12 protein-coding genes are annotated in these 14,401 nt (G+C 45.2%); 10 read left to right on the top strand and 2 right to left on the bottom strand.

Features of this window, described 5'->3' with window-relative positions; genetic code table 11:
* The first annotated feature begins 100 nt into the window (after window positions 1-100).
* Window positions 101-676, top strand: a complete 576-nt coding sequence (locus tag ACIQXN_RS03185) for a TetR/AcrR family transcriptional regulator (protein WP_402961658.1) — start codon at window positions 101-103, stop codon at window positions 674-676.
* Between the two features lie 46 nt (window positions 677-722).
* Entirely contained in the window at window positions 723-1,178 is a 456-nt protein-coding gene (locus ACIQXN_RS03180) for a PaaI family thioesterase (RefSeq protein ID WP_402961656.1), read from the top strand.
* Between the two features lie 80 nt (window positions 1,179-1,258).
* Here ACIQXN_RS03180 and ACIQXN_RS03175 read toward each other — a convergent pair whose 3' ends face one another.
* Window positions 1,259-2,731 carry a serine hydrolase domain-containing protein gene (locus ACIQXN_RS03175; RefSeq protein ID WP_402961654.1) on the bottom strand — a complete coding sequence of 491 codons (1,473 nt, stop codon included), beginning with the start codon at window positions 2,729-2,731 and terminating at the stop codon, window positions 1,259-1,261.
* A 446-nt stretch (window positions 2,732-3,177) separates the two neighbouring features.
* On the opposite strand from ACIQXN_RS03175, the gene ACIQXN_RS03170 reads away from it, so the two are divergent.
* The 5 genes from ACIQXN_RS03170 (at window position 3,178) to ACIQXN_RS03150 (ending at window position 9,746) form a co-directional block, all read left to right on the top strand.
* Window positions 3,178-3,417: a hypothetical protein gene (locus ACIQXN_RS03170; protein WP_402961652.1), complete on the top strand. Its 240-nt coding sequence runs from the start codon at window positions 3,178-3,180 to the stop codon at window positions 3,415-3,417.
* Window positions 3,414-5,363 carry a putative thiazole-containing bacteriocin maturation protein gene (locus ACIQXN_RS03165; RefSeq protein WP_402961650.1) on the top strand — a complete coding sequence of 650 codons (1,950 nt, stop codon included), beginning with the start codon at window positions 3,414-3,416 and terminating at the stop codon, window positions 5,361-5,363. The genes ACIQXN_RS03170 and ACIQXN_RS03165 overlap by 4 nt, the downstream gene beginning before the upstream one ends.
* Window positions 5,360-7,294 carry a TOMM precursor leader peptide-binding protein gene (locus ACIQXN_RS03160; RefSeq protein WP_402961649.1) on the top strand — a complete coding sequence of 645 codons (1,935 nt, stop codon included), beginning with the start codon at window positions 5,360-5,362 and terminating at the stop codon, window positions 7,292-7,294. Before ACIQXN_RS03165 ends, ACIQXN_RS03160 begins: the two co-directional genes overlap by 4 nt.
* Before the next feature lie 21 nt (window positions 7,295-7,315).
* Window positions 7,316-8,881 carry a SagB family peptide dehydrogenase gene (locus ACIQXN_RS03155; RefSeq protein ID WP_402961648.1) on the top strand — a complete coding sequence of 522 codons (1,566 nt, stop codon included), beginning with the start codon at window positions 7,316-7,318 and terminating at the stop codon, window positions 8,879-8,881.
* Between the two features lie 154 nt (window positions 8,882-9,035).
* Window positions 9,036-9,746 (top strand): BclA C-terminal domain-containing protein, encoded by a 711-nt coding sequence (locus ACIQXN_RS03150; RefSeq protein WP_402961646.1) that lies wholly within the window; start codon window positions 9,036-9,038, stop codon window positions 9,744-9,746.
* A 217-nt stretch (window positions 9,747-9,963) separates the two neighbouring features.
* On the opposite strand, the gene ACIQXN_RS03145 is transcribed toward ACIQXN_RS03150, so the two are convergent.
* Window positions 9,964-10,755, bottom strand: coding sequence for a hypothetical protein (locus tag ACIQXN_RS03145; RefSeq protein ID WP_402961644.1), 792 nt, complete (start codon window positions 10,753-10,755; stop codon window positions 9,964-9,966).
* Window positions 10,756-11,126: 371 nt separating this feature from the next.
* Between ACIQXN_RS03145 and ssuD the strand changes: the two genes are divergently transcribed.
* The 3 genes from ssuD (at window position 11,127) to ACIQXN_RS03130 (ending at window position 14,398) form a co-directional block, all read left to right on the top strand.
* The gene (gene ssuD / locus ACIQXN_RS03140) at window positions 11,127-12,173 is read left to right on the top strand and encodes an FMNH2-dependent alkanesulfonate monooxygenase (RefSeq protein ID WP_402961642.1); all 1,047 of its coding nucleotides are present in this window, start codon (window positions 11,127-11,129) and stop codon (window positions 12,171-12,173) included.
* A 28-nt stretch (window positions 12,174-12,201) separates the two neighbouring features.
* Window positions 12,202-13,446, top strand: coding sequence for an ABC transporter substrate-binding protein (locus ACIQXN_RS03135; RefSeq protein ID WP_402961640.1), 1,245 nt, complete (start codon window positions 12,202-12,204; stop codon window positions 13,444-13,446).
* A gap of 76 nt (window positions 13,447-13,522) precedes the next feature.
* Window positions 13,523-14,398, top strand: a complete 876-nt coding sequence (locus ACIQXN_RS03130; protein WP_402961638.1) for a carbohydrate ABC transporter permease — start codon at window positions 13,523-13,525, stop codon at window positions 14,396-14,398.
* Window positions 14,399-14,401: the final 3 nt, after the last annotated feature.

Raw genomic sequence — 14,401 nt, 5'->3', positions numbered from 1 at the left:
TTTACTGTTGAAAAGACAAAGGAAAGGTTTATTGAAACAAAAAGGAATTTATTTACTGAATGTTATAAAAATGGTATCATCTTTCTTGAGGAGGCAAAACATGTCTAGAAGCAAAGAGTTTGATGAAGGAGCAGTTTTATTAAAAGCGATGGTGCTTTTTTGGCGTAATGGATATGAAAAAACCTCCATGCAAGATTTAGTCGACTATATGAACATTCACCGTAGAAGTATCTATGACACTTTTGGGGATAAAAAGTCTTTGTTTCTAAGGGCTTTACAACTCTTTGAAGAAAGTACCGAGAGAAGAATCATACAGCAAATCAAGCCGATTCAATCAGTCAAGTCATCGATCAGAGGAATATTTGAAACAATAGTCTTTCCAAAAGATGAAAGACCTCCAGGCTGTTTAATGGTAAATACAGCCATAGAAATGACATCACATGAACCAGAAATCGCGGCAAGAATTAAGAAAAGCTTTAATAAATCAGAGGCACTGATCCATGAATTATTAGTGCATGGTCAAATGAGTGGAGAAATATCTGATCAACTCGATGTAGATAAAGTAGCTTCATCTATTCATAATTCATTGATTGGTATAAGAGTGTTAGCCAAAACAACGGATGATAAAGAAAAACTTCAAAACATCATTGATACAACTATAGCTATATTGGATTGATCTTTTTAGAATGAGCGTTCTAAAAATATACTTATCTTGTAGGATGGTGAAAATATTGAATCATTTAGAGGGTTTGAAGAAGATGGCAACGGGTGAGTTACCAGGTTCGCCTGCTGCACAGGTGCTTGATTTTCACGTAACGGAAGTTGAAGAAGGTAGGGTCGTGGTTGAAATGGAAGCCACGGATAGACTACACAATCCGATGGGAACACTACATGGGGGCATTCTGTGTGACATAGCGGATGCGGCAATGGGCTATGCATTTGCAACCACTTTGGCAGATGATGAGCTTTTTTCGACTGTTGAGATAAAGTTGAATTTTCTTAAACCCATTTTCAAGACGAGGCTTCGGGCGGAAGGGACCTTGATTAAAAAAGGTGGATCGGTTGGCTTGTTGGAATGTCATATATATGATGAAAAACAAAGTCTAGTTGGTCATTCAACGAGTACCTGTATGGTGCTGAAAGGGAATGCAAGTAAAAAAAGAATCCAGTCAACATAAGTGACTATACTAAAATATAGAAAAATCCTTGCTACAAATGCAAGGATTTTTCTATGAATAGAGATTTTATGATACTCCACTTAACTCTCCAAAATAGTGGGTTTCCTTAAAGTGCGTATCCCCTTACCCAATTTAACGATGCCCACAATTAAAAGGAGCAAAGGGAGTAGAAATAATAGATGTCCTATTCCAGGAGCAAACAATGTAACTGTAGACAAAGGGCCGAATAAGTATGGGAATCCAATTAAAATCGCCAACGGAAGCAGCCAGTAAACCATTACGGTAAAAACCCCATCCAGATTCCGGAGAATTTTGTTTACTTTACGTCGTCCAGGGTTGAAAATTCTATAGACTGTCCAGACAATCAGCGCCATGATGGCCAGTAAAATCATATCAAAAACGACATACTTCATAAATGGTTGGTTAGTAGGAGTGGGGGGTTCTTCATTATGGACCAGCTTGTTCACTCCGCTTATGATGGTATCATATTCATTAAGGTTGAAATAATCCATCGAATTGATCTGCAGGCTGATGCCATACTCCCCGTCTAACAACACTTTGGAGTAGGTGTTTTCTGTCCAACCATTATGGGAGATTTCATTCCCTTTCACTTCCCACCCCATCGCATAGTACATATCGTCCCCTATGAATGATGAGGGATGATGCAAAGTATTCATGCTATTCCTTGATAAAATGCTATTCCCGTTGAATGTTCCCCGATTCAATTGAGCAATCATATAATTTGCCATATCTTCCGCGCTGGAAATGATGTAGCCAGAAGAGACGGTGCCCTGATGGTTCAGTTGCTTTGTTGGGACCTTAAAGCCAAAGGCCGTCTGATATCCGTCCGCGATGATATGGTTTGTATCATCTTTAGGGTCAGCGTATGTTTGCTTCATGTCTAGCGGTTTGAAGATGTATTCATTTACATAGTCTTTATAGGATTGATTCGTAACTTCCTCGATGACTACACCTAAAATATTGTAATTCAGATTGGAATATTCATAGCGGTCACCGACGGGGTGTTTCAATTCAAGGTCTGCCAAGCTTTTGACATGGTCTTCTGATGTTGTATCTCCTTTTGAGATACCCACTTGACCATCATATGTAGAAAGGCCGCTCGTATGGTTCAGTAAGTGTTGGGTGGTGATTCGTTTAGATTCGTCTTTATCTGCAATATGAAACCATGGAATATAGGCTTGAACGGGATCTTGTAAGCGAATTTTCCCCTGTTCCACTAACTGCATGATGGCGAGTGCCGTAAACGATTTACTGACGGATCCAAGAACAATGGGCGTTTTCGATGTCATCTTCGTTCCATCTGTTTTCGAAATACCATACCCTTGCAAGTATTCCACATGTTCTCCCTTAACGATGGCCAATGAAGCACCAGGAATCTTCAGTCGCTCTATCTCCTTTGTCATAAACGTATCAATAGTAGAAGAATCTAGTTTGGTAGATTCTTGATCGTTTGCAAACCCTACTCCCGTAACACTTGTCATGACCAGGAGTATGGTCATGATGAAACCGATTATCACGTGTCTTTTTGGCATTTTCTCCATTTCCTTTCTCTCTATCGTACAAAATCCTCTCCTTAGAAATATTGTAAAGATTTAACAAAGAGCGGTCAATGAAATTCCAACTAAATGGGTGTGCCACTATAAGCCTGTTCGCCTCTAATGAGTAGACATTTCGGGAATGCGTGAAAATGGGCATCTGAATCAGTGGCAATACCCATTCTGCGTACATATTTTGTGTGGAGGGAGTACTTGAAAGATTGAAAAACTTACAGACTATTTTTTTCAGTGCTCCTTCGTTATTTTGATTAATTCAATTACGGAGGTTTTATACATGAATGAGTTTCAAAATCAGCTTCAAATGTTGAATGTGGATCCACAGTTTCAGGCCAGTCAGCCGGTGCCTTGGGATCCAAATCAATTTCAGAATCAGCACTCTATGGAAGATTCACGTCTTATCCCATTTGGGTGCTTTGGGTGTCTTGGCTGTTTCGGCTGCTTTTTCTTTGGTGGTATCGGAGGGTGTGGCGGATGTGGACGCTGCGGAGGTTGTGGACGCTGCGGACGGTGCGGTCGTTAATCGTTTTCAGAGAAGAACGAATCCCTGCAGAGTTCCTGCAGGGGCTTTTCTCTGTGGAAATAGACATAAGAGACAAATTGTCATACATAGGATTAGAGGGATAGTCATAAGTATAGCTTGTTGGTTAGGAGGATCGGAATGAAGAACTTGAACCCTTCTATGCGTCTAAAAGTGAATAGGGATACGTTTTTTCTCCCTGAAACGAACGGGGGAGTGTATTTTCGGAATAATGTTAGTTCGTTCCGTATGGAAGGCCGCACCATCGTTCAATGGATTGAACAGTTATTCCCGATGTTTAACGGGGATCATGCATTGAGTGAATTGACCGACGGATTGCCTGGACCTTACAGGAATCGGGTCATGGAGATTGCCGAAGTTCTGTACAAGAACGGGTTCGTTCGAGATGTCAGTCAAGACGCACCACATCAACTGACGGATGGGATTGTGGATAAGTATGCTCCTCAAATTGCGTTTTTGGACAGCGTAGGAGATTCGGGTGCCCGTCGTTTTCAAGAGTATCGCCAGCTAAAGGTTTTGGCAATCGGCTCAGGCCCATTTTTCAATTCTTTGGTTTCTGCTTTGCTTGAATCTGGATTGCCTGGCTTTCATATTCACATAACGGATACGGAATCGACCGATAGAAAGAGATTGGATGAACTTGTTGCCCATGCCCGTAAAACAGATGAGGAAGTCGATGTGGAGGAGGTTCCCCAGAATCCAGAGGGGGAACAACGTGCTTGGCAGGAAATAATCCGGCCATATGATTATATCGTGTCTGTGTCACAAGAAGGCGATGTGGAGGAATTACGAGCACTGCACTCGGCTTGCAGGCAAGAGGAGAAGATGTTTTTCCCCGCTATCAGTCTTAATCATGTCGGTCTTGCGGGGCCGATGGTGAACGCGGAATCTCTTTCGTGCTGGGAATCCGCGTGGCGACGGCTGCACCAATCCGTTTTGACTACAGAACTGGAATACTCTTCCGATTCCTCCACTGCGGAAGCGTTACTGGTCAATGTATTGGCATTTGAGTTATTTAAAAGAAGTACAGGTGTGAGCGAATCGGATCAAAGTAACCAATTTTACTTGCTTAATATGGAAACATTAGAAGGAGGGTGGCACCCATTTTTGCCCCACCCGTTTGTAACGGGTACGGCGGCCGCGAAATGGGTAAAGGATTTTGATTTGAGATTGAAACAGCAATCAAACCGAGTTGAGCCGGGTAAGTTGTTCAGGGCCTTCAGCCGTTTGACATCTAAGCAATCAGGGATTTTTCATAGCTGGGAAGAAGGGGATGTGAAGCAACTGCCGCTTGCTCAGTGCGGCGTTCAAGTGGTCAATCCAATGTCGGAGGGTCCGGCTGCGTTATTGCCGGAAATCGTCTGTTCTGATTTACTGCATGAAGAAGCAAGGCGGGAAGCGGGACTGACCGGGATAGAAGTGTATGCTACGGAAACGCTCGAATACCTTCTACCGACGTTATCTCCACTTGACGGAGCAGGTGTAGCGGGATTTGTCGGTGTCGGTACGGGAGAGACATTCGCTGAATGTGTGTGCCGCGGTTTGCAAAAGTGTTTGGACGAAGAATTATCCAAGCGAAGCAAGCAAAACAACTCTTGTGCACGAATAGAGTTTGATCACATAGAAGATGAGCGCTGCCGGTATTATTTGCAAGCATTGACAACGATGGCAGGAAATCCGGTGATCGGCTTAGGAGAAGAAGTACATGGTTTTCCTGTCATGTGGGTCGGTACGGGGGAGGCGTGGTTTGGCTGTGTAGGGCTGAACATTACCCTCGCATTACGGAATGCGTTACAGCAGGCGCTCATGGTCATCCAAGATAAAACGGGAAGTTTCAAGACACAAGGGCTGAAGGCATCGTCCGTGGTTATGGAAAAAAGGACACCGTTGGCCTTGAGGATTGCAGCGAGTGAAGAAACAAAAGAATTTGAAGTGTTGCAAGAGGCTATGCAAGTGTTGGACTGGAATGGCAAGCAACTGTCGACCTTTGAACTAGAATTGGAACCCATTTTGAAAGCGGAGCTGGCAGGCGTGTTTGGGGTAGTTCTGCGAGAGGAGGGATCAAGGTGAAATCAGTCGTATTGCTTGTCGGAGAAGGAGTGTTGGCGGACCTGGTGCATGGAGAATTGTCAGACGACTATGAGGTCATTCACCAGCCGGATTTTATGGTAGAGATACCGGAAACCGCTGACCTGGCCCTCGTGCTGCAGGATGCCTGGGATCCCTCTATTCACCTAAAGGCGGAAGAAAACCTGCATATTCCTTGGCTCCGAGGCTTTGTGTCATTTGGCGAGGGAATGGTCGGTCCACTGGTACGAAAGGGGAAGGAAGGGTGCTCGCAGTGTGCAGATTTACGGCATCTCATGGCCGGGCGCGACCGTAAAGAGATGTGGGATATCCAGAAGCAGTTGCAGGAGAATGGAGGGATACACCATGATCCCGCGGCATCGCGCACGGGACTCTTGCAAATGGCCTATCTGATTAAAAAAGAGGTAAAGAGAGTGATCGAAGGAGAACCTATTCAATCGGAACACTCTGTAGCTCTCATCAATATGAAAACACTGAACATCTCCCGGCATTCCTTTCTACCTGACCCAATCTGTCCGGTCTGTAGTTCAATACGGGATGACTCTTCAAGTGCAGCATGCATTTCGTTGCAACCAAGTCCGAAGGTTGAACCCCATAGTTACCGTAGCCGCTCCATGGATGAGTTGAGTCAGGTGCTGGCCAAAGATTATCTTGATCACAGGATGGGCTTTTTAAATAGCAAGATGGTCGATCTTGTACCGCCTTTTGCCGATGTCAGTGTGAATCTCCCCCTGTTCATGGGTGATGAGGGAGCCGCAGGACGGACGAATTCCTATGCGATAAGCGAGATGACGGCGATCCTTGAGGGCTTGGAGCGGTATTGCGGCCTTGAACCGAGGGGAAAGCGGACCGTCGTCCATGACAGCTACAACAACCTGAAAGATGAAGCACTTGATCCTAGTAAGCTTGGTGTCCACTCCAATGAAATGTACGGAATACCTGGTTTTCCTTTCAAGCCATTTCATCCAGATACGCCGATCAATTGGGTTTGGAGCTATTCATTTTTACAGGAGCGCCCGATTTTAGTTCCGGAGCTGCTTGCCTATTACAGTTTGGGCTGTGGGGAGGGTTTTGTTTATGAAACGTCCAATGGCTGCGCGTTAGGGGGCAGTTTGGAAGAGGCGATTCTGTACGGGATTTTTGAAGTGGTGGAACGAGATTCATTTCTGTTGACTTGGTATGCAAAGCTCCCTCTTCCCCGGCTCGATCCGTATTCAGCGAAAGATGAAGAATTGGCGTTGATGATGGACCGGGCGCGAGCAGCAGCGGGGTATGATATCCATTTGTATAACGCAACGATGGAGCATGGAATTCCGAGTGTTTGGGCGATGGCGAAAAATAGGAAACAAAAAGGATTGAACCTCATTTGCGCAGGCGGGGCCCATCTGGATCCGGTCCGGGCGGCGAAAAGTGCCATTCATGAGTTGGCGGGCATGATGCTGACCCTTGACGAGAAATTCGAAGCGAATCAGGAAGAGTATGAGAAGATGCTGGATGATCCATTTCTCGTGCAGCAGATGGATGATCATGGCATGCTGTTTGGACTGAAGCAAGCGGAAGGACGTTTGCGTTTTTTACTCGAAGAAAATCGGCCATTGCGTACATTCGAAGAGGAATTCAAGGTTTGGGAGTATCATGCTGATTTAAAGGATGACCTGGAGGGCGTTCTGTTACAGTTTCAGCAGCATGGCCTTGATGTGCTTGTGGTGGATCAGACGACGCCAGAGCTTAGGAAGAATAACTTGCATTGCGTGAAAGTATTGATTCCCGGGATGTTGCCGATGACATTCGGTCACCATCTCACCCGCATAACGGGGCTCGATAGGGTTTTAAAGGTCCCGATGGATCTAGGATTTGTGAAACAACCGCTGACACTGGAACAACTGAATCAAGATCCGCATCCATTTCCTTAAGCGATGGTTAGGAGGCAGGAGATGAGCCTAGATCAATTTCTGCACAATCTTCAATTCGATACAGAGAAGGTAAGGCCGCCGGACTGGGAAGTGGATTGGGAGGATGCACCGCTTTCTTATAAACTCTATCGCGACTTGCCTGTCTACCCGTTCTCATCAGAAGTACCGCTGACACTGGACACATGCCAATCATCCTCCCGACCTGACTTCAAAGGCATCGGTCATTTTCTTTGGTATGTATTCGGCCTTACTCAAGTGAGTCAGTTCTTGAACGACTCGGAAAAAGTGGAATTCATGCAGTCTTTTCGTCGATTTGCTCCTTCTGGGGGAGCGCTGTATCCAAACGAATTGTATATCTACTTGAAAATCGAAGATCTACCTGCTGGTGTGTACCATTATGATGTGGCACACCATCGGTTGGTATTATTGCGAGAAGGAAACTTTGATGACTACCTGGGCCGGGCTCTTGGCAATCGATGCGATATGTCGGCTAGTTTTGGAACGGTTTTCGTGTCGACGATGTTTTGGAAAAACTTCTATAAATACCACGATTTTTCCTATCGCCTGCAAGGGTTGGACGCAGGTGTCCTGATTGGTCAATTACTGGAGGTGACCAAAAGGTTCGGCTTCTCCACGGGCGTTGCCTTTCAGTTCCTGGACCGGGCCATTAATCATCTGATTGGGTTATCGGAACAGGAAGAAAGCACCTATGCCATCATTCCTTTATATGCGGGACCTACAAATGAATGTACGTTTGGAAGTGGACCGGGCCAAACTGACACCGCTTCTGAATTATGTAAAGAGTTGCCGGCGATATCATGTACGCACTATGTCCGGTCGAAGAAAATCAAAGAGTATCCCATGTTAATTTCAATAAATGAAGCATCCATGATCGACTCGACTCGCTCATTTCGTAAAGTGATGGCAAAGGAGGCGATGAAGAAAAAAGGGCATGAGATACATCTGCCACGGACGGAGCGATTGCCATATGACCTGGCAGATGTTTGCCGAAAGCGGTTTTCGCCGGAGATGGATTTCATTTTAGGTAAGGTTAGCCAGGTCCATTTAGCGACATTGCTACAGGAAGCAACATCCTCATACTCGTATACAAATGACCTGGATGGAGAACAGGAAATTTCAAATGATCTTGTCACCATATATGCTTGTCTGCATCAAGTGGAAGGCGTGTTAGATGGTGCCTATTATTATGATCGATCAGCGCATACCTTATGTCAGGTGGGGCTAGGGGATTATCGGGTCCAACTGCAATATGCCCTGTCACTGGATAACGTGAATTTACAGCAAGTACCACTCTGCCTGCATGTGGTGGGGAACAAGGATTACCTCAAATCAGAGCTAGGATACAGGGGGTACCGCATTCAACAGATGGCAGCGGGAATGCTTGTCCAGCGATTATTATTAGTGGCGACAGCACTCGAGATGGGAGGCCACCCGCTACTCGGCTTCGATGTGAACGTATGTGATGACATATACAGTATGGGTTCACTCGGAATAACAAGCCTAATTCAAATTCCAATCGGACCATATCGAGCACGTCCTTGGTTGAAGGGAAGTTTGCATAGTTAGTGAATTACCGGAAGCAAAATACTACCCCCTTTCTTTTTATAAAGAGGGGGTTTCCTGTTTTTGTGGAAGGAAAATAGTGTATTGGTGCATGGTCCAAGCCATTTGGTTCCTTCACTCATAAGATAATGAGAAACTATTAAAGGAGTGAAGGAAATTGAGCAAATGCGGTAAATGTAATAAGCATAAAGATTGTCGATGCAAATCAAAGAAGTGCCGTGATTGCGGGCACAAAAAGTGCCGTTGCGAAGGAAAATCACAACAAAATGTTAATCAAAAAGTTAGAGTGAGAGTGAACGCACCGGCAGGAGTAAGAGGAGCCACGGGAGCCACGGGAGCACCAGGTCCAACAGGTCCAACTGGTGGAGGAACGGGAGGAACAGGAGCAACAGGGGCAACAGGAGCAACAGGAGCAACAGGAGGAACAGGAGCAACAGGGGCAACAGGTGGAATTCCTGGTTTCGCTTATATTTATGACACAACTTCTCAAACTCTTGCAGCGGGTGCATCCGTCACGTTTAACACAAACGGACCAATTGTACCACCAGGGTTCGTAGTTCATACTGCAGGATCTACAGACATTACGATTTCACAAACAGGCACGTACCTCATCACTTATGAAGTATTTCCACAACAAGGTACGTCTGCATTCGCATTATTCGCCAATGGGATTCAAATCGCTGGTTCCAATTATGGCAGTACATCTGGTAACCAAACGTTTAGCGGGCAAGTTATCGTGACATTAGCTGCTGGTACTGTTCTGACTTTACGGAATCTCGACGGCGCTACTGTACTGAACAATACGATAAGCGGCCCAGGATCTGCGGCTGTTGTGAGTGCATCCATGGTAATTGAACAGCTTGCATAATCTTGCTTGAGATAAAGAGTCTATTCTTTCGTTTAAGGAACTGGAAACAGTTCCTTTTTTCATACATAGGAGAAGAGAAAATATCTTCATTTGTTGTTGCGGATATTTGCAAAAGTGGCCATTGGAATTGTACAAAATGGCCGCCAATTGGCCTTCTTAAGACGCTATAGTTCAATAGTGTAGTTCTTATTTTTCTTCTAATGGAGACAGGATGTTTTCATTGAAAGGTTACAAGCCAATTTAGCGTGTTGTCACCAAAATCAGTTAGTGTATAAACAAACTTTTGTTTTTGCCATTTTGCAAGGCTGCCTGTTTCGTTTGCATCGATATGCAATTGCCCATACTTCTTAGGAACTGGCATCATATGCGTTTCCAAAAATTCGACAGTTTGCTTCGCTGTCGCTAAGCTTTCTTCTGACTTTTCCGTAGTGGAACGGGCTATAAGGGCCCAGCGACCTTCATTCCAACTTGTAAATAATGATCCTGCTCCTGCATCTTGATACCCCGTTAGGCCATGCCCTAAATCAACAGCTTTACCATCTGTGAAAACGGTTTGATCGATTTCCTCACTTGCCGCTTTTTCCGTTTCATATTGAGTAATGACCAACTTGCCAACTAATTGCCCGGTTTCTTTTATCTTTGGATCGTTGATCTCTAGTTGTTTGTCTGTATTATAAAATGTAAAAGTCGCTTTATTCTGTGTTGAAGACGCGATAGCCGTTACATGTTTTCCTTTGTTCACAGGGAAATCTGTTGGTAGCTTAACGCCCCAGTCACTTGGAATGATACTCTGGAAATCGGCTTTTTCAGCTTTGCTATCACTTGCTACATTCGTATTCGGTTTATCCGCTTCTTTTGTTTCTGTCTTTACCTCTTCCGTCTGGCTCTTATCTGTTTCAACATCTACCGTTTGTTCAGGATTTTGTTTTTGTACCGCCTCTTTATCTTCATTTCCGCAAGCAGTCATCGTCACCATCATGAAGGTTAAAACGAATAGATATTTCAGCATAATCCCTCTTTTCTTTAGTATTTATCTAACTCAACTTAAACCTTACCATGAAAATACCCTTTTTTTAGGAACTCTAATCCATCTGCCTATCGAAAAATCCGCTGATGAACTGTTTTCTTAATTAGTACATGGAGTCACGTTTTTCCTGGCAAAACATCTTCACCAAACCTTATCCCGAGCATTAAATAATAGGGAGATGCCTAATTGAGAAAAGGTTTGACACAGTAGGATAATCCAACTATACTAGCTAGTAATTACAAAACACACTAAACAAATAAGAATAATCAGCTGATTGGAAAACCAAAGGCATCGACCCATATCTATGGGCGATTTGCGTTTGGTTTTTTTTATTGTAAAAGGGGGATATAGGCATGGAGGTTTTTTGGTTTTTACCGACGGCGGGAGAAGGCAGGTATTTGGGTACGGAGCATGGTAAGCGTGAGGTCACGATTGATTATCTTGAGCAGGTGGCGAAAGCCGTCGACACGCTCGGGTTCGACGGGGCGCTATTGCCTACGGGGGTTGCTTGTGAAGATTCCTGGGTGATTGCGTCGAGTCTTGTCCCATTGACGAAACGGATGAAATTCCTGGTTGCGGTCCGCCCTGGATTCGTCGCTCCGCCTGTAGCTGCGCGGATGGCGGCCACTTTGAATAAAATTTCCGGAGGCCGTCTCCTGCTGAATATCGTGCAGGGTGGGGACCCAAAAGAATTGGCCGGGGACGGACTCCATTTGACTCATGATCAACGTTATGAAATGAGTGGCGAGTTTTTATCTATATGGAATCAATTATTCAAGCAGGAATCTGTAACCTTTAAAGGGAATTATTTTAATATTGAGAATAGTCGACTCCACCCTTCCACTCCAAAGCAATCTCCGGCCTTATACATTGGCGGGACATCAGCTTCTGCTTATGAAGTGGCGGCGAAGCATGTCGATCATTATCTGACATGGGGTGAACCGGTCGATGTGGTCAAAAACAGAATCGACACTGTAAGGGAGTTGGCAAAACAACAAGGGCGAGAGGTGAAGTTTGGCATAAGGCTTCATGTTATCGTCAGGGAGACGGAGGAGGAAGCCTGGTCCGCAGCGGATGAACTAATCAAGTATGTAGATCAACATACAATTGATGAAATGAGAAAGAAGATGGCTGGCTTCGATTCTAATGCGCAGAACAGGATGAGCGATATCTCGTACAAAAACAGGGATTCGCTTGAAATCAGTCCTGGACTTTGGGCAGGAATTGGTTTGGCCCGGGAAGGGGCAGGAACGGCTTTGGTGGGAAATCCCGACCAGGTAGCTAGCAATATGAAAAAGTACCAGGAAGCGGGTGTAGACACTTTCATTCTATCTGGTTATCCCCACTTGGAAGAATCATATAGGGTAGCGGAATTGCTTTTTCCAAAATTAAAGAATTGAAATGAGAAGAAAGATAGGGGGGAATCACATGAAAAGAAAGTTTTCGGTTTTATTGGTTTGTATGATGATGGCGGTGCTTGTCATCGGATGTTCTTCGAAAAGTTCTACAGATGACGGCGGGAAAACGACAATCAGCTTCATCCACTGGCGTGGGGAAGACAACAAGGCCTTCAAGGAGCAAATTTCTAAATTCGAAAAAGAAAACCCGGATATCAAAGTCAATATGACGGTATACCCGTCCGAGGAATACCAATCGACTGCCCAGACTATCTTGAAGGACGGTTCGACGGGAGATGTGTTCGCGGCGTTCCCGGGATCGCAATTCGAGATTCTGAAGAAAGCCGGTCTGTTCACGGATCTTAGTGGTGAAGACTTTGTTGGGAAGTTCAATGAAAGCCTGATCGAAGTCGGTAAGGATGACGGGAAGCAATTGGCACTTCCACTTCAGCTCGTCTTCAACCAGCCCGTTTACAATGCCGGCCTTTTCGAAAAATTGGGACTAGAACCTGCAAAGGATTGGGATGGCTTCCTTGACATGTGTGAAAAATTGAAAAAGGCAGGCTACCTTCCCATCGCCTTCCCTGGAGCGGATATTGGACCAGGTCAGCTGATCAATTCGATGGTCATGAACAATGCGCCGGACGAGGAAGTTTTCACAAAGTTAGTAAATGGCAAGACAGAGCTGACGGAAGAATGGTGGGTCAAAACCCTTTCACAATTTAAGCAGCTTGTCGATAAAGGCTATATTTCCAAAGACTCCTTAAGCGTGAAGCATGACGGTGCAATTGCCTTGGTAGCCCAGGAAAAAGCGGCGATGCTGGCGACTGGATCCTTTGCGATGGCGAATATCCAGGCAATCAATCCGGATATCAAGCTGAAGATGCTGGCACCAATTACCGTTTCCGAGGGTGAGGCAAAGTACGAAGGGGTCCATACGACAACCTTCATGCTTGCGGTGAACAGCAAATCGAAGAAACAAGAAGCAGCCAAGAAGTTCATCAATTTCTTGACAGAGCCGGAAAACGCGTCGGCCTACGCCAATGAAACGGGTCAGCTTTTAACATTGAACGATGTGGAGTATAAGTCCGATATTCTGAAAGATTCAACGGAATGGATGGATAAAAATACAAGGTTCCAGCCGAGGTATACGATTACCAACGCGAACGTGGAAAAAGCCGTCCTGTCTTCCATCCAGGCAGTCATCGGCGGAACGGAACCAGATAAAGCGGCAAGTGACGCCCAGAAAATCGTTAAACAAAATATCGATGAATGAAAAGCGTACGGAGGGGGGGGAATCTTTCTCTCTCTCTTTCTTTCTTTCTTTTGTCTGTTAGGGGAGGTTATGCATCGTGCTGAAGAATAAACGATTGTTCCTGTTTATTGCACCAGGTTTACTTCTGTATCTCATCTTTTTCATCTATCCTACGCTTAGCGCGCTTTTCTATTCCTTCACCGATTGGGATGGCATCACACCCGATTATCAGTTCGTCGGGTTTGATAACTATGTGAAGCTAGTGACGGAGGACAGCATTTTTGCGAAGGCTTTTACGAATAACATCAAGTTCATGCTGTTCGTCGTGATTTTCCAGACAGTCCTGTCGCTGCTGTTCGCTTTGTTTTTAATCAAGAATACGAAGGTCAATGTGTTTCTCCGGGCGTTATACTTTTTCCCGACGATTCTTTCCTCGGTATCGGTCGCGTTCATCTGGACCTTCATTTATGACCCGAACATGGGGTTATTATCCAGCCTGCTTTCTGGCCTGAACCTCGAGTCTCTTTCACAGAATTGGCTGGGGGATGAGGACATCGCCATCTTCTCGATTGCAGCCGTTCAAGTTTGGTTCCATACGGGACAGATGCTGATCATCTTCGTCGCCGGACTTCAGGCGATTCCAAGTGAATTGTATGAGGTGGCGAGAATTGAAGGGGCCAGCCGCTTGCAGACGTTCCGTACTGTCACCTGGCCTCTTGTGGCACCGGCAGCGACGATCGTCATTGCCTATACGACGATTCAGTCGTTCAAGGCGTTCGATTTGATCTTCGCGATGACCAAAGGGGGGCCAAACTACTCGACGGAAATTCTGGCCACCTTCATCTATACCACGGCGTTTCGTAGCTTCAAGTTCGGTTACGCTTCAGCTGAATCGGTACTGTTCATGATTCTGATGGCAGTTATTACATATATACAATTCAAAGCCTTACGGGCCGATCGAGTAAACTATTAGGGA

Source organism: Peribacillus sp. NPDC097295, assembly GCF_044761665.1.
Classification (GTDB): Bacteria; Bacillota; Bacilli; order Bacillales; family DSM-1321; genus Peribacillus.
Note: the sequence above shows the minus strand (reverse complement) of the source record. Positions and strands in the feature narration are given on the sequence as shown.